Source organism: Paenibacillus sp. 2RAB27, assembly GCF_052115445.1.
Taxonomy (GTDB): Bacteria; Bacillota; Bacilli; order Paenibacillales; family NBRC-103111; genus Paenibacillus_E.
In genome coordinates, this window is record NZ_JBFRGR010000022.1 from 65,201 (window position 1) to 86,509 (window position 21,309).

At 43.6% G+C, this 21,309-nt stretch carries 21 protein-coding genes; all 21 read right to left on the minus strand.

The features are described from left to right. Positions 1–67: 67 nt before the first annotated feature. Positions 68–2,086 carry a flagellar filament capping protein FliD gene (gene fliD / locus AB4114_RS24930; protein WP_441990873.1) on the minus strand — a complete coding sequence of 673 codons (2,019 nt, stop codon included), beginning with the start codon at positions 2,084–2,086 and terminating at the stop codon, positions 68–70. Positions 2,087–2,342: 256 nt separating this feature from the next. Beyond that, complete coding sequence (locus AB4114_RS24935) at positions 2,343–2,537, minus strand: YjfB family protein (protein ID WP_441990874.1); 195 nt, start codon at positions 2,535–2,537, stop codon at positions 2,343–2,345. 108 nt (positions 2,538–2,645) lie between these two features. Next, positions 2,646–4,571 (minus strand): flagellin N-terminal helical domain-containing protein, encoded by a 1,926-nt coding sequence (locus tag AB4114_RS24940; RefSeq protein ID WP_441990875.1) that lies wholly within the window; start codon positions 4,569–4,571, stop codon positions 2,646–2,648. 197 nt (positions 4,572–4,768) lie between these two features. Continuing rightward, entirely contained in the window at positions 4,769–5,008 is a 240-nt protein-coding gene (gene csrA / locus AB4114_RS24945) for a carbon storage regulator CsrA (protein WP_056611544.1), read from the minus strand. A gap of 16 nt (positions 5,009–5,024) precedes the next feature. Further along, complete coding sequence (gene fliW, locus AB4114_RS24950) at positions 5,025–5,468, minus strand: flagellar assembly protein FliW (RefSeq protein ID WP_441990876.1); 444 nt, start codon at positions 5,466–5,468, stop codon at positions 5,025–5,027. Positions 5,469–5,571: 103 nt separating this feature from the next. Beyond that, positions 5,572–6,141, minus strand: a complete 570-nt coding sequence (locus tag AB4114_RS24955) for a DUF6470 family protein (protein ID WP_441990877.1) — start codon at positions 6,139–6,141, stop codon at positions 5,572–5,574. A 13-nt stretch (positions 6,142–6,154) separates the two neighbouring features. Continuing rightward, on the minus strand, positions 6,155–7,051 hold the full coding sequence (gene flgL, locus AB4114_RS24960) for a flagellar hook-associated protein FlgL (RefSeq protein ID WP_441990878.1): 897 nt from the start codon (positions 7,049–7,051) through the stop codon (positions 6,155–6,157). A gap of 27 nt (positions 7,052–7,078) precedes the next feature. Beyond that, positions 7,079–8,644 (minus strand): flagellar hook-associated protein FlgK, encoded by a 1,566-nt coding sequence (flgK, locus tag AB4114_RS24965; protein WP_441990879.1) that lies wholly within the window; start codon positions 8,642–8,644, stop codon positions 7,079–7,081. 42 nt (positions 8,645–8,686) lie between these two features. Next, entirely contained in the window at positions 8,687–9,184 is a 498-nt protein-coding gene (locus tag AB4114_RS24970) for a flagellar protein FlgN (protein WP_441990880.1), read from the minus strand. Positions 9,185–9,220: 36 nt separating this feature from the next. Beyond that, positions 9,221–9,493 (minus strand): flagellar biosynthesis anti-sigma factor FlgM, encoded by a 273-nt coding sequence (gene flgM / locus AB4114_RS24975; protein ID WP_441990881.1) that lies wholly within the window; start codon positions 9,491–9,493, stop codon positions 9,221–9,223. 113 nt (positions 9,494–9,606) lie between these two features. Next, on the minus strand, positions 9,607–10,023 hold the full coding sequence (locus AB4114_RS24980; protein WP_441990910.1) for a TIGR03826 family flagellar region protein: 417 nt from the start codon (positions 10,021–10,023) through the stop codon (positions 9,607–9,609). A 116-nt stretch (positions 10,024–10,139) separates the two neighbouring features. After that, positions 10,140–10,895: a ComF family protein gene (locus AB4114_RS24985; RefSeq protein WP_441990882.1), complete on the minus strand. Its 756-nt coding sequence runs from the start codon at positions 10,893–10,895 to the stop codon at positions 10,140–10,142. Continuing rightward, positions 10,892–12,760 carry a DEAD/DEAH box helicase gene (locus AB4114_RS24990; protein WP_441990883.1) on the minus strand — a complete coding sequence of 623 codons (1,869 nt, stop codon included), beginning with the start codon at positions 12,758–12,760 and terminating at the stop codon, positions 10,892–10,894. Before AB4114_RS24990 ends, AB4114_RS24985 begins: the two co-directional genes overlap by 4 nt. A gap of 78 nt (positions 12,761–12,838) precedes the next feature. Next, positions 12,839–13,234, minus strand: coding sequence for a hypothetical protein (locus AB4114_RS24995; protein ID WP_441990884.1), 396 nt, complete (start codon positions 13,232–13,234; stop codon positions 12,839–12,841). An 80-nt stretch (positions 13,235–13,314) separates the two neighbouring features. Beyond that, positions 13,315–14,040 carry a response regulator gene (locus AB4114_RS25000; protein WP_056611570.1) on the minus strand — a complete coding sequence of 242 codons (726 nt, stop codon included), beginning with the start codon at positions 14,038–14,040 and terminating at the stop codon, positions 13,315–13,317. Between the two features lies 1 nt (position 14,041). Further along, positions 14,042–15,205, minus strand: a complete 1,164-nt coding sequence (locus AB4114_RS25005) for a sensor histidine kinase (protein WP_171633325.1) — start codon at positions 15,203–15,205, stop codon at positions 14,042–14,044. A gap of 98 nt (positions 15,206–15,303) precedes the next feature. Next, on the minus strand, positions 15,304–17,907 hold the full coding sequence (locus AB4114_RS25010; RefSeq protein ID WP_441990885.1) for a stalk domain-containing protein: 2,604 nt from the start codon (positions 17,905–17,907) through the stop codon (positions 15,304–15,306). Between the two features lie 195 nt (positions 17,908–18,102). Then, the gene (locus AB4114_RS25015; RefSeq protein WP_441990886.1) at positions 18,103–18,399 is read right to left on the minus strand and encodes a hypothetical protein; all 297 of its coding nucleotides are present in this window, start codon (positions 18,397–18,399) and stop codon (positions 18,103–18,105) included. A 204-nt stretch (positions 18,400–18,603) separates the two neighbouring features. Beyond that, the gene (gene metK, locus AB4114_RS25020; protein WP_441990887.1) at positions 18,604–19,818 is read right to left on the minus strand and encodes a methionine adenosyltransferase; all 1,215 of its coding nucleotides are present in this window, start codon (positions 19,816–19,818) and stop codon (positions 18,604–18,606) included. Between the two features lie 497 nt (positions 19,819–20,315). Next, a complete protein-coding gene (locus tag AB4114_RS25025) occupies positions 20,316–20,582 on the minus strand; it encodes a small, acid-soluble spore protein, alpha/beta type (RefSeq protein WP_441990888.1) in 267 nt (88 codons plus the stop codon). A gap of 152 nt (positions 20,583–20,734) precedes the next feature. Then, positions 20,735–21,271 (minus strand): hypothetical protein, encoded by a 537-nt coding sequence (locus AB4114_RS25030; RefSeq protein ID WP_441990889.1) that lies wholly within the window; start codon positions 21,269–21,271, stop codon positions 20,735–20,737. Positions 21,272–21,309: the final 38 nt, after the last annotated feature.

Here is a 21,309-nt window from a genome sequence, read left to right on the forward strand (position 1 = left end):
AGGACCTCCTAAAATAATAGTTATTACTAATATCGGTGAACAGTTACATATTATTTATAGGAAATGATTAACTACCACTTGATAGAGATTGTGAAAGGTAAGAGCTTTGCGAATTATAGTTATTCATCGCTGTTTCCATAGCAGTAAATTTTTTGTAAAAATTAGTTTCTTTCTTGCTAAGTCGATCTGTCTCGGTATTAATGTCCTTATATGTCTTGCTCATCAACTTTCCGATCACACTTTGATCAAACTGAGTATTTCCAGCACTCCCCGCTTTATCTTTAATTTTAGTAAATGCTGTTTGGAAATCATCATACAAACGAACTACCAACCCTTTTTTCGCATCTGTCGTTGTATCACTGGAGGTTTGTGAAAATAGGTTTTTAACTGCCTCTGGATCAGCCACAATCGCCGCTCGTAACTTCGTTTCATCAATATACAGTTTCCCTTTATCCGTATAATTTTGAGAAGCGATACCAATTGATGAAAGAGAGTTGTAACTGCTCCCATTATCGACCTTAGACGTTATATGATTTCGCATACTATTAACCAATTCTTTTAAGCTACTGTCACTATGGAACAATCCACTCTTAGCTTTCGTTTCCCACGCTGTGATCTGTGTTTCTGACATGGCTTCCCTTTGCTCATCGGTCAAGGGCAGATAGTCCTTATAGACAGTCTCATTAATCGCTTTATTGAGTTTATCCAACATCTCATTATATTTAGTTACGAAATCTTTAATATTTTTAATCTCAGCATCTATATCACTTGCAACAGTCACCGTCTGGGCAGTTGTCGTAACATTTTTTAGTGTGTAATTGACACCCATAACTTTTACATTATTAGATGCTGAGGTTACGTCCGTACCGTTAAACTTAATCTTAGCGTCTTGTGCAATATTTTGATTCGTTGAATCAGAACTACCCTTGCCAACGATTTTCCCCAATGCGGTCGCTGCGGATACATTTATGAGTGAGAAAAGATTTGCTACTTCGTCAGCCATTGTACCATTACCTACATCAATCTCAATAGAGCTCGAAGGACCCGCCGATTTAGTCTTGAAACTAATATCTGTACCGTTTGTCGTAATATCAAGCAAATCAGATAGTTTACTAGTGCCAGAGGTTACTTTCTTTAATTCGGCAACCACATCAGTAAGTGTCTTACCAGACCAGTTTTTTTGCAAAGCTAAAKCAATATCGAAGTTTGTGCCGTCAACTGTAATACTGGCATTCTTTGTAGCATCAGTAGCACTCATATTAAACATATTTGCTGAACCAGCTACATAGTTAGTCGCATTAGTGTCTGGCACACGAGTTGCACTTGTTTTTTGAGCTGTCGTATAGGACCCAGAGCCTCCGTTAAATCCATTAGCAAAGTCAGTATCTGCGGAGCTGCTAAAACCGAGTGTTGTATCCAGAAATGTATTAGGCGTAGTGTCGGTAGTATCGGTATTTGTTGCTGAAATCGAGATTTGTGTGTTCGCTCCAGTATCTTTTGTTTTCAAAATAAACTGTTTGAGAGTGGAATCATAGATCGCTTTGAGACCCATGCTCTTTCCAGATTCCGGTTTACCAGTTGTAGTATCTTTAGCCGCGTTTAATTTAGCAATCACATCAGCTATCTTATCCTTGGCAGCAATGCTGACCTTCGTCGTATAGGAAGCACCCGTCTGATCTTTGGTTGTTATAGTTAACTCCGTCGCACTCCCCAATTCAGCAGTCTGATCAATATCGATATTGGACTTCATCGTTGCCGATTGGGCAAGATTTGAAATCTGATAACTATATGTTCCCACAACAGCATCGGCTGATGATACACCACTCATCGAATCAGGACTAGAGGGAGTTGTCGAATAAGTGTTGTAGTTGCTCGATAGCTTCATATTAAATAACGTGTTACTCCTAAACGCAAATAAGTCTGAATTCCACTGACGGTAGCCATCACTTTGCCAGGTATACTTTTGCTGAGTTTGCTTCATTTTGTTTAATTTGATACTTTCAGCCGCCATCATCTTTTTTACCAGCGCATCTGTGTCCAGACCTGAGGCCATTCCACTGATTCGAGTGACCGATGTCATCATCATTCCTCCACTTAACATTAAATTTATTAACAATATCCCGGAAAGTATTCTCTACTCTTTATATCGGTATTAGCATCACTTTTCTGAATCCCTTCATCAAAAATATTAACTCTAATCATTAGCTACTACAACAAATAGAAATAGAAATAGACCGAGCTAGCTAAGGTCACGGTCTACTTCGTAGTTAAACTTAATACTATTAACCGCCTTTAGATACGATTAGTTGCGGGAAACCGCACTAACTACTTCAGTCTATTATTTATACCTTCACATCAAAATTCCCACCGAGATGTGGCTGTACTGATTGCTGTATAACTGTATTTTGACTTAACATCTCCGTAAGATTAGTTGCACTCATTTTAGCTGAATCCATTGCTATTTTCATTACAGACAAGCTTGCATTTTGCACTAAGCTAGTTTGGCTCATAACCATTGACATTGCGGCAATATCCATTTTAGCACCTCCACTAATGTTTTAGGCCAAGCTCTTACATTTTTATATTTCATAAGTATGAAAAAGAGGACTCTAGAAAGTCTAGAGTCCCCTTCCGTAGGGCTAATATTAGCCACGAAGCAATTGAAGAACGCCTTGTGGTTGTTGGTTCGCTTGTGCAAGCATCGCTTGAGCTGCTTGAGCAAGGATACTGTTTTTGGATTGGTTCATCATTTCTTTTGCCATATCTACGTCACGAATACGGGATTCAGCAGCAGTTAAGTTTTCAGAAGATGTATTCAAGTTGTTGATAGTATGCTCCAAACGATTTTGATACGCACCAAGTTTGGAACGTTCAGAGGATACATTCTTGATAGCTTCATCAAGAATATTCGTAGCACTTTGAGCGCCCTCTTTAGTGGTAACATCAACATCTTTTACAAACTTATCTGAACCGTTAACATTCGTTTTGCCAATTGCACTAGTTCTCATATCACCAATGCTGATTTGTAATGTTTGGTTAGCATTAGCACCAATTTGGAAGGATACACCTGAGTTTTTGATATCAGCGTTAACATTAGTCATGCCGATTAGTGAAGCTGCTTGAGATTTCTCATCAAATTTCATTTCAGCAGGACCACTGATTTGTAACTTATGATCTGCGGAGAAAGAAACATCAAGGCTTGTTCCTGCTTTAGACAACAGATCTTTCATGTATGCAGCTTTTTTATCGTCAGTTGTTGCACCATTATATCCTTTTGCTGTCAAGTCAGCATCACTCAAGCTTTCAACAGCCTTAACGATACCCGTTGCATTAGCAGCACCACCTGCAGCCGTACGAAGGGTTGCAAAATCAGTACCTACCATAGCGCTACCTGTAAACGTAGTAACATCACTCGCACTTGCACCAATGATAGCTGCTTTTACGGCATCTTTGAGGGTCGACTCAGAAGCGTAGTCACCTTCAGCAATCTCACCACTTACAGTAAGTCCATCGTAAGTCAGGCTAATTTTGTTGTTTTGATTAGCCGTCTGATTTAAACCATCCTCTAACTTAATAGAGAAATTGTCAAATGTATTTGTAACGCCAGCATTATTTGAGGAATTAGCAGCGGCTGTTGCTGTAGTGCTTGTAGCTGGTGCAGTAACTTTAGCAATAGATACTGAAGATGTACCGAATCCTAAAGAATTTGCAAAGACATCATTTGTATGAGTAGTTCCAGTAGAATCAGCGCCCGACAAAACAAAATTGTTCGTCGCATCCGTACTTACAAAAGAAAATGTTACTTCTTTATATGTACCGGATGTTGGGTCAGTATCAACGTTAAAGTTCAGTTTCAAATTAGCGATAGCAGTTGCTGCAACGGTTCCCCCGTTAGCTTTGTCGTACGCATCAGCTGCAGATTTGATTGCACTTTCAACTGCAACTGAAAAATCCACTGCATTTGTATAGTTACCCTCTGCAACATTTACATCTAAATCAAATAACGTAGGGTTAGCACCAGCGCCGCTTTGGTACGTAAGTTTAAAGCTATTGTTTTTGGTTTCAACACCATCAGTAAAGCTTATAGCGCTGGTCGGAGAAACATTTACAGCAGAACCACCAGTCAGATTAGCACTTGTAGTTTTAGCACCTTTGGAGCCATCAAGCAACTTTTGTGTATTGAACTCAGTTGTGTTACCGATACGGTCCATCTCGGATTTCAACTGTTTTACTTCGTCTTGAAGAGCATTACGGTCGTCTAAAGTATTTGTATCGTTGCTTGCTTGAACGGAAAGTTCACGCATACGTTGTAGGATATCATGAGTTTCGTTCAAAGCACCCTCAGCTGTTTGGATCAAAGAGATACCATCTTGCGCATTACGGGAAGCTTGATCTAGACCACGGATTTGACCGCGCATTTTTTCGGAAATTGCAAGACCAGCTGCGTCATCACCTGCACGGTTGATACGAAGACCGGAAGACAATTTCTCGATGGATTTGCTTTGGTTAGCTGTGTTTGTGGACAATTGACGGTGCGTGTTCTGTGCTGTTACGTTGTGATTAATTCTCATTGGTAATTCCTCCCTGAATATATGAATTCCACATCCATGTGGATTAGCGTTTCTTCCAGGTCGGCCGCCCTTGGAATCGCTCATACTATTAATATCGACAGGGGGCGACTATTTCTGAAGTCCTATTTTCGCGAAATTCCGACATTTACAGCTATAAAGTCTCAGATATCATTTCATTTCGCCCAAATTTAGCCTATTTACTCTGTTTTTCTCGTTTTTTTGAACATTTCATTGAGACCGTTATAATTTGATGCGCTGCCAAGGGCATCCTTGTTAGCTTGCTGAATAGATAGGTAGATCTCTTTTCGGAATACCTCGACACTTTTAGGAGCGGAAATACCTAAACGAACTGTATCCCCTTCCGTACCCAATACGATAAGTTCAATATGGTCGCCAATCATAATGGCTTCGCCTTTTTTACGAGTTAGCACAAGCATGCCTGTCCCCCCTTATTTATTTGTTATCGGATGGAACCGATTGCATCAATTTATTTTTGGCGTTGTAGGAAGAGCCGTGAAGGATGACCTGCTTCCCTATTCTCGAATTCACATTCACAATGATAGGCGCTAATAAGTTTAGAGTCGCTTCTTCCAGCTGTACCCCTACGGACACAACCGACCATACAGCCACATCTTCCTTGCTTTCAATCCCCAACTCCGTAACGACACTATCTGATAATTCTAGATCATAATCAGGGAAGAACTCGAATGGGTTCGTTAATAACAGTGCTACATTCCCATCGTCCAGACACTGTAAGAAGATAAACGGTGACTCCATATCGGGTTGAATGAAGATGTAATTCACAAACTGCTCAAACCCTGGAATACCCTGAGGGAACGTGAAGACCTCTTTCTYGGCAATCGTTAATTCACCAAACTGCAACGTGGTTATATTCATGAGTGACAACTCCTATACGGATTGATTAGTGGTTGAAGAATAAACAAAAAAACTATAGATTAGGCAATCTACAGTTTCAACTATACCCTACATTGTTGGGCAATCATACTTTTATATCGATCTCAGGTGGAATCATTTCAACCTTTGGATATTGCTGCATATAAATTGAAACCTTACCAGGCGTGTAATTAATTTCAGTTTGATGCGGTGTAATTTGTATATCAACATTCCCCGGATTCACATCGATCTCTATCTTGTGCGCCGTGTAATCCAGCTCGACATTGTCGTAAGAGGCCTCACCGAGATAATTCATAGTGCTTGGTTCAAAAGCCCGTTGTGCTGCCAAATCGGCAATCGGACTTCCTCCCTTATGTATGGCTGCTAGTCGATTCCCTTTCTCTACAATGCTTGCGATTCCCTGTAGAGCTATATTCTTCGACTCGCTGTAAATCCGATTCATGAAGGTCGTGTGGCTTCCCATCCCAAGCGCATCCCAAGCAGCACTCTGATCAATATGTAGTTCCCCTTGAGGGGAGCGCATTTCCATAGAAGGTGGAGTCGTATGCATCTCCATGTCAGCTTTAGGCTGACTAATATCCCACTGCCCTCGCTGAACATCTATGCCAATTCGGCCAGACTGAATATCAAGTCTAATCAAAGGAACGGACGACATGATCTACACCGCCTTATTTGAGAAAATCAACTAGACTTGGTCGTATAATCTGTGAACCTATCGACAAAGATGCTTCATACACATTCTGCGAAGTTTTGAGGTTGGTCATCGCTTCAGCAACATCTACATCTTCCACTCTAGTTTGCAGTGTCTGTAGATTAGTATTAATATCTTTCAGCCGTTCATTTGATAAATCCACACGGTTCATCTTGGCGCCTACATCAGCGCGAACGGATAAGAAGCTTTCCATTCTGGTATCCAGACGAGCCAGACCATCACTGATCCCTTTAAGATCACTTGTCCCCATAGCGGTCATTAAATCTTGCATGATTTTAAATGCATTGTCCGCATCGGTTGATTTGCCAAACACTTGATCACCTGTAATATTAACAGAAATCCGTACACCTGCACCAATTTCATATTGAATGGCTGAGCTATCCGCATCGATTATAGCAGCATTTTCCTCCGTATACGGTGCTAAATCTGTCAACTGTCCATTGAATACATGCTTTCCATTAAATTCACTATTGCCCAACTCGACGAGTTGGCTGTATAACTGCTTAATTTCGCTATTAATAGCGTCTTCAGCCGTTTGTGGGTTTGATCCATTAGCTGCATTAACAGTAAGCTCGCGTACTCGCTGAAGGACCTCATTTGCCTTGCCAAGCGTCGAATCTGTATAATCCAACCAAGATGTAGCAGACTCCACATTCGCTTGATATTGATCATTCGCAGACAACTCACTGCGGTATCTCATAGCAAAGCTAAGTCCAACCGGATCATCCGATGGCTTATTTATTCTTCTTCCAGTCGCTAACTGGTTCTGCAAGTTATCCATACGATTGAGGTTCGTTCCCAAATTTCGAACCATCTGGGTATTAATCATCGTTTGCGTGATTCTGGTTGGCATTAAGTCCCCACCTTTCATTTAAAATAATTATCTGCCAACGGTTCCCATACCATTAATTACTTTATCCAGCATTTCATCAAATGTTGTTAATGATCTAGCCGCAGCGTTGTAGGCGTGTTGATATTTAATCATGTCCGCCATCTCTTCATCCAAAGATACACCGCTAACAGACTGTCTTCTCGAATCGACCTGATCCACAAGTGCCTGTTGGTTCGTAGTTTGTCTTGTAGCTTCTTGTGACTGTACACCCAACTGTCCTACGATAGCACGAAGGAACTCATCAAACGTACCGCTAGTCAATAGCGGTGTTCCGTTAGAACTTGGATCAAAGTCAAACTTCTGATTCTGGAAAGATGCCAACGCTAATGCGATATCATTATTCCCTCTGACTACTTTGGTGTTACCATCCGTATCCACATATGTACGAGAGGAAGCAGCAATATTGGCCACTTTCTTGACGATTTCAGGATTTACGGTAAGGCTGTTTGCATTAAACTCAGTTGCACCTTCTTTTAAAGTAAAGAACGGAATTCCGCTTTTCGGTGGATCTTCCAACGTATATCCCAATGCATGCAGACCGTTAATTCCATTGACCGTGACTTTCGTGTCGGCTGCTAGGGTAGTTCCTGGTGTCGCTCCAGTCAGTGTTGCTCCAGCCGGGATTACCGAGCCTGCAGGCAACGTTATCGATACCGGACCTTGGACAAGTGCTTTAACCATAGAATTGAATTGAAATTTATAACTGTCTAAGTATTGATCTCGGGAAACAAGCATCCCATAGATCTCACCGCTCTGCAGATTACCGGATGTCAAATCAGCAGCAACTGTACTGGCATCAATTGGGTTGGTGACATTAATTCCATTTACTAGCTCAACACTGCCCATTCTCAACGTATATCCACCAGACGTATCAATAGAGGTTATATTCACTATTTTGGACAAGTTATCAACTAATAGATCCCTCTGATCTCTTAGATCATTTGCGTTATTACCCAGTCCTTCTATTTTAAAAATTTCGTTATTTAAATTAGCAACTTGTTTCAACATCGTATTGGCTTCAGAAACCTTAACGGATATATTATCAGTCAGATTCGTGGATAGATCATCCAATTGCTTACCTGTATGATTAAAAGCATCGGTCATGGCTAGTGCTTTTTCCTTAAGTGCAGCACGTGCTGTCAGGTTATCAGGTTCCTTACTCACATCCTGCCAAGCACTCCAAAACCCTTCCACCACTTGCCTGATCCCCGTATCTGAAGGTTCATTCACGATAGCTTCCAACTTCTCTAAGGTATCTCGACGAATGGTCCACTCGCCTAATGTCTTGTTCTCATCATAAAATTGCGTGTCCAGAAACTTCTCGCGAACTCGCTTAATCTGGTCGAATTCAACACCTTGTCCCAACTGACCTGGTACTGCACTTCTCGTCATGCTCGCAGGTTCATAGGGGAGCGCAGCAACCATATTTACTCGCTGTCTCGTATATCCTTGCGTATTCGCATTCGCTACGTTATGTCCGGTCGTCTGTAAGGCTGTTTGTTGTGCGAATAGACTTCGCTTTGAAATTTCAATGCCAGAGAATGTAGATCCCACAGCAATTCCCCCTAGATGTTCTTAGTCAGATCCAATTTGAAGCTATGCCCTTCTGTCAAACATCCCCATTCGCTTATCACTCTTTTGTAGGGTGGGATTCCGATAAACGACATCCTCTTCAGAGGGTCCCATCACAAGGTCGATGGTATAATCTATAAATGAAAGTGATTGCTGAATCAATTGTTGATTGGATACATTGATATCTTTCAACTTCTCCAAGACAACCACAAGCTGCTTATGTGCATGCAAAAGGGCTTGTTTCTCTTCCGCTTTGAAAATCAATCTAATCAAGTCGCTCACTGTTACTTGAGGATTCGGATTGTAGCCGCGCGAAATGAGATACTTGCCGATTTCATGAAACCGCTGCTTATCTAGCTCACTAATATGCCTAACAATCTTGCTCTCTTTATTCACAATCAGATTAAGTTGATTCACATTGTTGCTGACGAGTTCTTGGGTCTTCTCTCTGGAAAGCTCCAGCAGCGATTCATGCGCCTCAAGAAGCTGTTCCAATATCGTAATCAACGGTTGAATAGACATGGCGTTCTCCTAATCCTTATACATCTATATAAACACTTATTTCAAATAAGGGAGCAGCTTCTCTGCAATTTTCTTAGCATCTACGTGATAAGTCCCTGAAGAAACCGAATTCTTCAATGACTCGATTCTGAGGCTTTGCTCTTCCGTACGAGCACTGCCTGAAGCTCCTAGAAGCTCCTTCGCTTCCGCAGAGATTTCAACCTGATCCTTCACTTTGCCTTTCTTACCAGCAGCTTGTGCGGAAGTTGCCTCTCCAGCTTTCTTATACGGATTCACAGCGCCGATGCGACCATTCTCATTAATTTTCATACCGATACACTCCTATGCTCACTGACCTAAAAAAAACAAAAAACCGATAATCGTTAGTACTATTATCGGCATCTTCTATATAAAACTTTATATCTCTATAGACCTATTTCGAATTACCGCTTATTTTTCAGTCGATCATGAATGTTATAGGTAATCCTATTCTCTTGCTGTCTACGCTCTTCATCCCGCCGCTCATCTTCCGAGGTATTCCTAACATCCTTCACAAGTTTCTGACGACACAACTCACAAATCGTGTTCTCACGAATGAGCGTTCCACAAACTTCGCACGGATAAGACATGTTAGGCGCATTATAAATGGAGATACGACCTTCACGAACAAACTTAGTGATTTGCTTAATGCTAACCCCAGTCGCGTCGCTTAATTCAGTGATGTTGACACTCTTGTTCTCACGCAGGTACTTCAAACACTTCTCGTATTGCAGCTCCTGCTCTTTCACGCAATTCGGACAAAGCTCTACGAAGCCCTTCACGTATATTTTCCCACAACGCGGACAATTTGCCACATTCATACTCACAGTATGTCCCCCTTTTCAGCATGCCCAGTTTCCACTTTTTAATTCCAGTTTACCGCAATTCGACAGCTTTTGCCTATTACTATTTTTGTGAAAATAGGACTTTGACCTATTTATCTCGCCCAGGTAAGCCCGCAAATTTCGACAGGTATCGACATTTTCTCTTTTATTACCATCGCACATTGATTCATCGTACTCCCCGTTGTGTACACATCATCTACGATATAAATGATGACGGCGTTCCCGTTACCCATTATTTCTCGCAATTCCGTGACATCAAATTTAAAAACATGCGCAAGGTCATCGATCCGTTCACTTCGCTTTTTAAAACTTTGCTTCGCCGTATGCTTGGAACGATTGAGTAGACGTACGACCGGGAGGCCAACTCTTCTACCTAACTCTCTCGCCATTTGTTCCGCTTGATTGAATCCACGCTCTTGCATGCGTTGCTCACTTACGGGCACGTAGGTGATAACCTCTCGAACTCGCTCCGCTGACGCTGGCACCCGATCCAATTGAAGTTGCTGAAACGCATGAACCAGCATATGACCGAAAACTGCCTTCAAACGCTCGTCTCCCCGATACTTGTATCTAGCCAGCAGCTCTTTCATCGTCTCATCATATCGGACGGCACTTCGGCTTTTGGCGAAATAGGTGTGCGGCTTCCGACGACAATCTGGACAATACTCACCTCGTCCACAAGATAAACAAATCACCTTTCGAATCCACGGAATTCGGGTGTAGCACGTGTGACAAAGCCCCAACTGGCCTCTTTCCAGACTAGTCGCCTGTTTGCACAATAAACACACTTCCCGCTTAGGGCTTAATAGTGAGAATAGCGTGTTCCCCAGCCGCCTCCACTTGCTCATACCTGGCCTCCTTGTAGAAATCCCTGTTTACGCGCAATCCGATTCATCGTACGGATCTGTCGAACAGCCTCTTTCTGTGATTTCGTTATTTCTGCAGCTGCCAAGTATACCTTGCCATGTGGGTCATCCTTCGATCTCCCAGCTCGACCTGCCATTTGGACAAGCGCGGCTTCATCGAACAACTTCGAGTCTGCATCCAAAATGAAAACATCGGATTGGGGCACTGTTACCCCACGTTCGAGGATGGTTGTCGTGACAAGTACGCGGATCTCCCGATTTCGGAAAAGCTGTACCTTCTCTGTACGCGAAAGGTCTTTGGATGAGGTGCCCTCTACACGAACCGCTGCGCTTTTAGGGGCCTTGCTCAACTTCTCTCTCAGCAGCATGACCATCGGCTCCACAAGCTGAATATTTGGAACGAACACAAAAACTTGCGCTCCACGTTCAATAGATACTTCTAATCGGGATTGAATCGACTGCGGGATGGATTGAGCAGCGATGGATTTTCTTAATGTAGGCGTAGATATCAACTGAGGTACTGGTAGGGGATGTTTATGAAATCGTACGGGAACACGAACATGTGGAAGACGTCGGCGCTCTGCGGCGCGCCTAACGCACGTAGGCGGAGTCGCTGACAACAGGATATTCGTCCCGCTGGGTTTGCACACTTTCTCTGCTGCATAGCTTAGCATAGGGTTATTGTGGTACGGGAAGGCATCGATTTCATCGATGATGACGAGGTCAAAAGCTTGATGAAACCGCAACAACTGATGCGTTGTTGCGATGGTGATTTGCCCTTGCTCCCAGCGTTGCTCGCTTCCGCCATACAGCGTGACCACGCTGTATGCAGCGAACGCACGCTGGATGCGCGGTTGCAGCTCTAGCACCACGTCCTTGCGTGGTGTAGCAATGAGGACACGCCCGCCCCGGGCGGCGGTGTAGTGTATGAACGGGAAGATCATTTCTGTCTTCCCGGCGCCTGTAACGGCCCAGATGAGGAACTTGCCTGGGCGGCCAGGTTGCTTGCCTTGGATGTAGCGCAGCCCCTCCATGGAAGCGTGGGTCTGAGCATCACTGAGCCCCCAGGGCTCTATGTAAGCTTGAAATTCGTCGGCAGCCTCTGCGGCAGCGGTGGACAGTGCATCACCCGAGCCGCCGAGCACTAACAAGGAGCAGGATCGAACCCTGCCCATTGTGAGGCATTCCTCACAATAGGGGCAGTCTTGGCCGCAATGCATGCAAGGCGACCAGAACATCCGCTCTTCGCCGCTGCCGCAGCGTTTACAAGCGTAATGCGAAGTCTTCCTGAACCATCGCCGCCAGTCACGCTTTACCTGTAAGTGTAAGCCACTCGTAAGCGACACATCGCCATTGAGATAGGCGAGTTGCAAATAGGCTGGCCACGAAGCTTCCAACCCCGCCAACCCTGCCGACTCAACACCAGAAGCATCTATTAGCTGCTGAAGCTCATCCACCAACAGCGAACGCCCTCTGCAAGCTTCAACGAGACTAATATAAGTGGACGAGTGTAGCTGGAAGCTGCGCACATGCTTAGCACGCCACAACTTATAGTCCATCACTTCCGAACGCATTTCATCCACCTTCGCTATTCCAAGCACAGCGGCTTCCCGCTTAATCATTGCAAGTAAGCGACTCTCACTAGTATCCTTAGAAATCGCATCACTTTTTCTTAACTTCTCAAGCAGTTCCATGCCCTGCCCTAACGAAACAAAAGGTTCGAACAATACGAGGCCGGCGTCGGCTGCGTAGTGCTCGAACCAATATTGGATATCTGTCTGGGCATGTATCGTGAATTGCCACTCCCACACATGTCCCTTGTGAACGGCATAGATCTGAACCTTCATTCCTCACCGTACTCTCTTCATCAAATTATTTGGCGCGTATGTCGGTTGAAGTGTAGGATTTATTGAAAGCGTTTGCTCTCAGACAACAGGAATCTTCACGAGATCCTCCCTATTACTGAGGTGAACAAGTATAACAGGATCTTCATCATGCTGACTCAGAAAACGATCAACAGCATCATAGTCAGACTGTACACGCAGCTCTATGGCATACGTTTGGGATAAACGCTCAATGATCTCTCTTGTATCGTCAGACGACCCCTCGTCAATAACCGTAGCCTTGACCTGGTTTCCTCTTACACGTGAAAAGAAAAATAATGAGCGAATAACCCACTCAATTTGATTTTGATTGTTTTTGGTAACAAGTAACACTGTAGCAGGCTTCTTCTTCATTCCCTTACGGGTACCCAATAAGAGATGCAGCACGATAATGCTCACGCCATAGCAACCGAAGATACAAAGCAATCCAATCCACATAGCGGGTCCCTCCCTTACCTGCAGTGTATGCGACAGTGCAAAGGGGGGTTCCTATAGGCGCAGAAAAGCAGGATAGCGAGTTACAATGTTACCCAACCATTCTTGATTGCAATAATTACCGCTTGCGTACGGTCATCGACTTCCATTTTTTGAAGAATACTACTCACGTGGTTTTTCACTGTTTTCTCACTGATGTACAAGAATTCGCCAATCAGCTTATTGCTCTTGCCTTCCGCCATAAGTCGAAGCACTTCTGCTTCCCTTTTGGTTAGTGGGCTATTCGCATTATGTATGTATTTCAATCCGGAATCCTTCACGCCTGTGCCCGTACCAACCACACCAACGTCATCCAGATACGTCATACGTCTTAGTTGATTGATTAGCTTACCCGTTACCTTAGGATGAATGTAGGCGTGTCCTGCAACGACAGAACGAATCGCATTAATCAGCGACTCTGCTTCCATATCCTTCAGCAAGTAACCTGAAGCTCCTTTACGAAGCGTCTCAAACACGTAGCTCTCATCATCGTGGATAGATAGAATGATGACTTTAATATCAGGAAAAATCAGTTTCAGACGTTCTGTTGCAATGACACCGTTCTCCAGAGGCATATTGATGTCCATGAGCACGATATCGGGCGTGATTTGATTGCACAATTCAATGACTTGGATGCCGTCGCCACACTCGCCGATAACTTCCATGTCATCTTCCATATTAATGATCCGTTTAACACCTTCACGAAAAAGCTGATGATCGTCTGCAATGACAATATGTACATTGCGTTTGTGACTCGCCGTGTTGTCCATTCTAGTTTTCCTCCTTGTTCTCTCCAACGCCGCCGATAGGGATGAGCATCGTAATTTTTGTTCCTGAATCTTTCTCGGACTCCAGAACCATGGTACCTTCTAGCAGCTCCACACGCTCTCTCATTCCCAGTAAACCAAAGTTATTCCCCTTGGCTATTCTTAGTTCTGTTAGCGGAACATCAAAGCCGATTCCGTTATCTACAACGTAAATCTGTACTTGATCTGGTTCTAGCGTGAGTTCAACAGACAAGAAGGTTGCTTTGGCATGTTTGTTTATATTCGATAAAGCTTCCTGCACCAAGCGGAAAATGGCAATTTCCAACCCAGACGGGATGCGTGTTTCTTTCCCGACCAAGTTAAACTGTGTGTGGATTCGATATTTGTCTTCGAAATCCTGCACATATTTCCGTAATGTAGGCACAATCCCTAAATCATCGAGCGCCATTGGTCGGAGGTTGAAAATAATTTTGCGAACCTCTTCAAGGCCATTTCTGACTTGTCCCTTTAAATCAACTAACTCATCCTTCACCGCCGAAATATCTTCCTTGACGAGCATCCGATGGGCAATTTCAGTCCGAAGCACAACATTCGCCAAGGTTTGAGCCATTCCATCATGAATTTCGCGAGCGATTCGTTTGCGTTCTTCCTCTTGGGCCAAAATAATTTTGAGCCCCAGCAGTTGTCGATTCTTAGCCGACTCAATAATACGGGTTAACTGATTGAGATCCCCTGATAAATATTCCAGTGCAACATTCATCTGAGAGACGATCGTTTCGGCGCGTTCTACCTGCTTGTCCACATTCTTCATGCGAACCTGCAGGTCATTGCGGCGGATCTTGAGATTATTCTCTTTTTCCCGCGCAACGGTTAGCTGTAATTGAAAAGCGATAGCGGCTTCATAAGCAATCTTGATATCTTCTTCTCGATACTTGTTGAAATCTCGACTCACTTCCGTGAGCCGGATCCGCGACCTCTTATATTCTTTCTCTAACATATCCACGAGATCAATCGTGACACCCGTCTCATGCTTAATGTCATTGAGCTCCCGAGTAAGCGACTCCTTCTCTAAGCGTGATGACTCAGCAATCTCAAACAATTGATACTTGCTGCTTTCCATGACGTTAATGGCGTTGGTTATGACCTTGTCTATAGCGTCTGGTTGCACATGAAACGAGCTCCTTTTAATAAAACCTTATAATAGTAAGTTGTCTACCCCATATTGTAGCATAGTTCTTCCCGTTTGCCGTGTACTTCTAGTACTATTTATTCAATAGAAATTCCGTAATTCTGGGGATCCCAGCCTACTTTGAAGCCTAATCGCTCCGAAATGAGCCGTAATGGGACCATTGTCACATTATTCATGATCGCTGGAGCCACTTCTGCCGTGACACGACCGCCATTTACAAGCAGATCAGCTTGATCAATCCATAGGTCAATTAGTTTATCACCTCGAAGGACAGTTACCTTACGTTCTTTGTCATCCCACTTTACAGTGCCACCCAATGCTTCTGTGACAAAACGAATCGGAACCAACGTATTATCCTTCACGATCGTCGGTGCTTGTTCCAACGTCATCGGCTTGCTATTCAAAGTTGCTTGCTTCTTATTTACAGTAAGTTTAACTGCACTCTTCGGTAGCGCTGGCATTTGTCCTTTATAAATGAATGAAATATCGTCAATATTAATTTTCCCTTTCGCGGCTCTTTCATCCTGCCCGTTAGCTGGATTTGCGACATAAATGCTTTTCACAAGGAACGGTGCCTTCAGATCCGACACATCCGCCGTCACCTTGCGCCAGCCTGTCCAGTTCATATTTTCCGTAAAACTAACATAATTCAACTTACCATCCGCATCAATGACCTCTGCACGGACCCAGTTGAAGCTGCCATCACCCAAGACTTTAGCCGTTATAAATTCAGGTTCACCCTCAATCGGCGCGCCATTCCCATTATTAAACCTTGCATAAGCTGCTTTCGTTCCTTGTCCCTTGGAGAAATCATAGGCGATTTCTAAGTTCTTATTTCCATTGTTTTGCACAATATTAACGGTGKAAACGACCTCAGCCGGATATTTGTCCCCTGTTGTCATAACAGCAAATTTATCTAAATCGTACCACACTTTCTCCTGTCCTACAGGCAAAGTGACCATGGTGCTATACCCATCGTATCGTGCGATAACCTGAGCCGTTTGTGCGCCCGCTGTACTATCTACGTGGAGAACCCCGTTCGTAATGGTACCTTTAACTCCGCTTAGCTCCCAAGTCGCTGATGCCGCGGGTAATTCCCGAGTTGCTCCACTTCGTGTTGTAACAGTAATAGGAAGCTTGAAATCGCCACCTTCTGTCAATGAAAATGACCCTGAGCTAAAAGCCATCGACGTAATTTGATCACGCCCGACAATTTCGACATCCATCGTTGCGGATCCTTTACCTGATTTTGCGACAATCTGCGTTTTCCCAGGCATTGTTGGTGTATATACGTTATCCTTGAACGAGCCATTGGCCATCGTGCTGCTCCATTGTGGTACAATACCTGTTACGGCTATAGGATTATAATAATCATCATAAGCTTTGAATTGATAAGTGCTGGATTCATTTACGAATAATAAGGATTGCCCTTTTAAAATAAGACCTAACAAATCACCCTTTGGCGCTGTCGAATATACGCCCAAACCATTTGCTACCGCACGTTGATTCCCGTTCTGTGTTTTGTTCACTAACTTCGGATCTACATCACCAAGCGGCCTAGACACCATCTGTGTCGATCCACCGCCGTCGAGGACCATCCCTCTCCATACACCAGCATCAATCATGAATTGCTGCAGCTCTGGCAGCGTCATCCCTGCACTAGGACCGTTGCGATCCACTGTTATAATATAAGCCTTCTTCAGATCCTTGGAGTAACCCACTGCTGTCCTAGAAACGGGACTATATCCGTTGAAATCATTAATATTCCGCGTAAAATAGCTCGGCTTCGCCTCATCCACCAGCAATGTGCTACCGCCGATTAGCATTTTGAAGTTCTTCCAATCATATGTCTTCGACGCATCGTGTGGAATCATGTCGTACTTCGTCGAGATTTTATCGCCAACCTTGAGATGATTTACAATAAATTCTCTAGCCAAACCGGAGCCCCTAAGGATATACCCATCTGCAGGAGCAATCATTTTCACATTCGTATCAACTTGAATTTCCTTAACGATATCGTTCTGGATAAGCGCCTCAGTAGGTACGTGTGTCCCATCCACAGCTCGCTGTGTCATCGCCCAAGCACTTGTATAAAGGAAAAGACCATCCGCAATCAGCGGAACATCGTTATCGTCCCAGTAGAACGTTTTGTTCACGCCACCCAGCTCGAACTTTGTCCCATCCTTTGCCGTAACCGTACCCTGGAAATCGAAAATATCAATAATTGGTTGATTCGTCTTCGTAATAGCAAACGAGTACAATCCCGAAATCTTCGCTGGCGTCGCCATCACCTGTCCATTCGTGATTTGCGCCCCCTCTGGTACGCCTTCCGCCTGGGTATTGTAGAAATCCCCGTTCACGCCTGCTACAGCGCCTGTATCCTTCACCATGCCGAGCACACTCTGGTTCTTCGTGAACTGATTGTTTGTTCCTGCCATTGCGTCTATCTTCACGTTCGGGTTCGTCAGATCCACTTCGATCACATTGGCGTTCACCGATACATCCTTATTGCTTCGTGTTGTCGACCATACATAATTCTTCATAATTGCACCTGATGTGATCGTCTCTTGCGAGCTCAACGTCAGCTTCGTGCCTGCCGCATTTACCGTAACTCCCGATACCAACTGCCACACCATAGCGCAAGCCAGCGCTGCTACTCCTACTTGCCTCTGTACCTTCACGTTGCCGTTCCACTCCTCTTTTTAATCTAAGTCTAGTATCTATCTTTAAACCGATAACTATATAGACTCTTAAACTATGGAAAAAGTTACGATATTCCCCATGTTGTATTCATATGTCACAGATAATGGGTAAAAAAGTAAAAAGAGAGCACAACCCTACTGGGTTTGCTCTCTGCTTGAGATGCTTATATATGTTTACAAAATTCGTCTAAGTTTAGCCTCGTGTTCAATCGAACGTGCTGACAGAAGAACAATAATTTCATGTTGTTGCGCTTGAACAAGTTCTATCCGCTTCACAATCTCATTAGTTTCCAATACGGCTTGTTTGATTTGCGCTTGTTCTAACTCTATTCTCCCTAAGCGAGCATCGATACTATCAAATCTTACATCCATACCATTTAATCGAGAATCAATCCCATCAAGGCCCATAAGTACTGGTGATAATTCTGCTTTAAGTATAGCGGCAAGTGCGTCTTTCAATTCGTTTTCCAAGATATCGCTCTCCCTTCCTCTAATAAACCAGAACTTATCTAGTATTCATCATAACATAATTCCCTATGAATTAGCATCAGATGACATATATATATAGTACCACGTTTATTAGCAAAAGGAAAATAAAATGTTTACTGTAGCAAATTAAGATTTTGTTGGTAATATACAAACAAAAAGCCGCCCCAAAAGGACGGCCTCTCTCTATTAATGCTTAAGCTCTAACGCTTGAGTTCTCAATGATTCTGCTTTATCTGTACGCTCCCAAGGAACATCTAGATCGTTACGGCCGAAGTGACCATAAGCCGCAGTTTGACGGTAAATCGGACGACGAAGATCAAGTTCTTTAATGATACCCGCTGGGCGTAGGTCAAAGTTGGATTGGATCAGCTCTACAAGCTTCTCTTCACTCACTTTAGCCGTACCGAACGTATCAATAGCAATGGATACTGGACGAGCAACACCAATCGCGTAAGCCAATTGAACTTCACATTTCTCAGCAAGGCCAGCTGCTACGATATTCTTCGCAACATAACGCGCCGCGTAGGCACCAGAACGGTCAACTTTTGTCGGATCTTTACCGGAGAATGCGCCGCCGCCATGACGAGCATAACCACCGTACGTATCAACGATAATTTTACGACCTGTAAGACCTGCATCCCCTTGAGGACCGCCAATAACAAAACGGCCAGTTGGGTTGATGAAGTAGTTCGTCTTCTCATCCAACAAATGTGCTGGAACGATTGGAAGAATAACATGTTCTTTAATATCTTTTTGGATTTGCTCCAAAGTTGTGTTCTCATCATGCTGTGTGGATACAACGATTGCATCTACACGAACAGGTTTATCATCGATGTACTCAACAGTTACTTGAGTTTTACCATCTGGACGCAAGTATGGAAGAGTGCCGTTCTTACGAACTTCAGTCAAACGACGAGCCAATTGGTGAGAAATAGAGATCGGAAGAGGCATAAGCTCAGGCGTCTCATTTACTGCAAAACCAAACATCAACCCTTGGTCACCAGCACCAATTGCTTCGATTTCTTCATCAGACATGTTACCTTCTCTTGCTTCAAGGGCTCTGTCAACACCTTGTGCAATATCAGGAGATTGCTCGTTCAACGAAACGAGAACCGCACATGTTTGGGAGTCGAAACCATACTTCGCGCGTGTGTAACCAATGTCTTTAATTGTTTGTCTTGCAATTGCTTGAATATCTACATATTCAGACTTCGAAGTGATTTCACCAATTACCAAAACCAAACCAGTTGCTACAGATACCTCACATGCTACACGAGCATTCGGATCATTAGCAAGAAATGCATCCAAAACCGAGTCAGAAATTTGGTCACAAATTTTATCTGGATGACCTTCTGTTACGGATTCGGATGTAAATAAACGACGTCCACGAACTTGAGCCATATTATTCATCCTCCTACATTACATTTAGTATGTTTGAAAAGCTTCTACTCGATGCCTCTATGATAAAAAAATCGGGCCCGGCTTTAGCGTTAGCTTTTCTCGCCAAACGGAATCCCTCTTTTGCGCTCATGCGCTGATAAGATCTTTGAATTCCGCACTGGTACAAATAGATAAAGCATAAATAAAGACAATACATGAATAAAGACAACATTAAAATGAACCTTCCCCTATTGGAAAAGGTTAAATTGAATATTGACCTTCAATTAACCATCCTACTTTATTTGTCGTGTAATGTCAATTTATAATTTCCAATATCATTAATCTTCTTATTAAGTTTACTTTAAGGTACGCTTCACTTTTTTTTCACAGCTATTATCTATACTACTCTATATATTAACAACTGAGTTCGTGAACATTTTGTAATCTCTGAAAATTTGAAGAAAGAGGTCAGCCTATAGCCGACCTCTTTCTCATCACTATAATAGAAGGAATAATACCTACAAGGTAAACAAGGTTTCTTCTGCTCTCTGAATCAGACGCTGCGTAATACGCCCGCCTACAGCGCCTGCATCCCTGGAGGTGATATGTCCCCAGTAGTCTTTTTTCATAGAACTTGAAGGAATAGAACCAAGCTCACCCGCAAATTCTGTATCTGCATTGGCAGACATCGAATGGCCTACTGGCAGACCTAATTCAGCAGCAATTTCGTATTTTAAAATATCCAAAGCCTTTTTCGATTCCGGAACCACTTTATTTCTAGCCATACCCAAACGCCTCCTTAGAGTTTTTGTTCAGATCATGCACTCCATAAGCAGCTACCCGATTAACKGGATACGCTAATAGTATGGCTAGAATCGGCTCCGTGAACCGAATAAGAAGTTGTCATTTTGGGTAAAATTATGGAGTAGACATTTATTTATTGCGGAACTTTACTACCGTCTGCATTCAAAATCAAAAATCCACCACGTACCATGACATATATGGACGTGTCATTTTTTGGCGAAGGCTTAATCCCGCGGCCCTCCGTTGGGAAAATTAAAAGATGATTCAGCGCGACTTCCGTCCCTGCTGGCAGATCCTTGCCTCCCGTTACATCCGGGATGCCGTTCTCATCGTTGCTCACGGCTAGTACTTTGCCGCTTCGCACGATAAATTCCGCGCCAGCGCCGGCATACAAGGTTTGTCCATTTTCCAATTGGACAACCTTCATAATCGCAGCTGCCGTAGGGGTAGTGCTCGTGCCTCCGTTGCTCCCGCCAGCATTCGCTGCGATCGCGGAGGCCACAATCTCCTTCACCTTGGCTTCGCTCAATGTGTGCAGTTCGAAATAGCTTTGGGTGATCAGCGGGTCGGTTGTACCTGGTGATGGGGCTTCGGCTTGGGAAGTAGATGAAAAAGTTAAAACTATAAAGCTACAAGCACTCAGAAGTAGGAGCTTTTTCTGTTTGTTCATTTGGTGTTCCTCCGTTTGAATAAATGAGAAAAGAGACC

Bases quoted from the DNA above. Each gene is read 5' to 3' on its own strand.
- csrA (WP_056611544.1), bottom strand. From the start codon at position 5,008: ATGCTTGTGCTAACTCGTAAAAAAGGCGAAGCCATTATGATTGGCGAC.
- flgM (WP_441990881.1), bottom strand. From the start codon at position 9,493: ATGAAAATTAATGAGAATGGTCGCATCGGCGCTGTGAATCCGTATAAG.
- AB4114_RS24980 (WP_441990910.1), bottom strand. From the start codon at position 10,023: ATGAATGTGGCAAATTGTCCGCGTTGTGGGAAAATATACGTGAAGGGC.
- AB4114_RS25025 (WP_441990888.1), bottom strand. From the start codon at position 20,582: ATGGCTAGAAATAAAGTGGTTCCGGAATCGAAAAAGGCTTTGGATATT.
- flgL (WP_441990878.1), bottom strand. From the start codon at position 7,051: ATGCCAACCAGAATCACGCAAACGATGATTAATACCCAGATGGTTCGA.
- AB4114_RS24970 (WP_441990880.1), bottom strand. From the start codon at position 9,184: ATGTCTATTCAACCGTTGATTACGATATTGGAACAGCTTCTTGAGGCG.
- metK (WP_441990887.1), bottom strand. From the start codon at position 19,818: ATGGCTCAAGTTCGTGGACGTCGTTTATTTACATCCGAATCCGTAACA.
- AB4114_RS25030 (WP_441990889.1), bottom strand. From the start codon at position 21,271: ATGAACAAACAGAAAAAGCTCCTACTTCTGAGTGCTTGTAGCTTTATA.
- AB4114_RS25000 (WP_056611570.1), bottom strand. From the start codon at position 14,040: ATGGACAACACGGCGAGTCACAAACGCAATGTACATATTGTCATTGCA.
- AB4114_RS24940 (WP_441990875.1), bottom strand. From the start codon at position 4,571: ATGAGAATTAATCACAACGTAACAGCACAGAACACGCACCGTCAATTG.
- AB4114_RS24935 (WP_441990874.1), bottom strand. From the start codon at position 2,537: ATGGATATTGCCGCAATGTCAATGGTTATGAGCCAAACTAGCTTAGTG.
- AB4114_RS24985 (WP_441990882.1), bottom strand. From the start codon at position 10,895: ATGAGCAAGTGGAGGCGGCTGGGGAACACGCTATTCTCACTATTAAGC.
- AB4114_RS24995 (WP_441990884.1), bottom strand. From the start codon at position 13,234: ATGTGGATTGGATTGCTTTGTATCTTCGGTTGCTATGGCGTGAGCATT.
- AB4114_RS24955 (WP_441990877.1), bottom strand. From the start codon at position 6,141: ATGTCGTCCGTTCCTTTGATTAGACTTGATATTCAGTCTGGCCGAATT.
- AB4114_RS24990 (WP_441990883.1), bottom strand. From the start codon at position 12,760: ATGAAGGTTCAGATCTATGCCGTTCACAAGGGACATGTGTGGGAGTGG.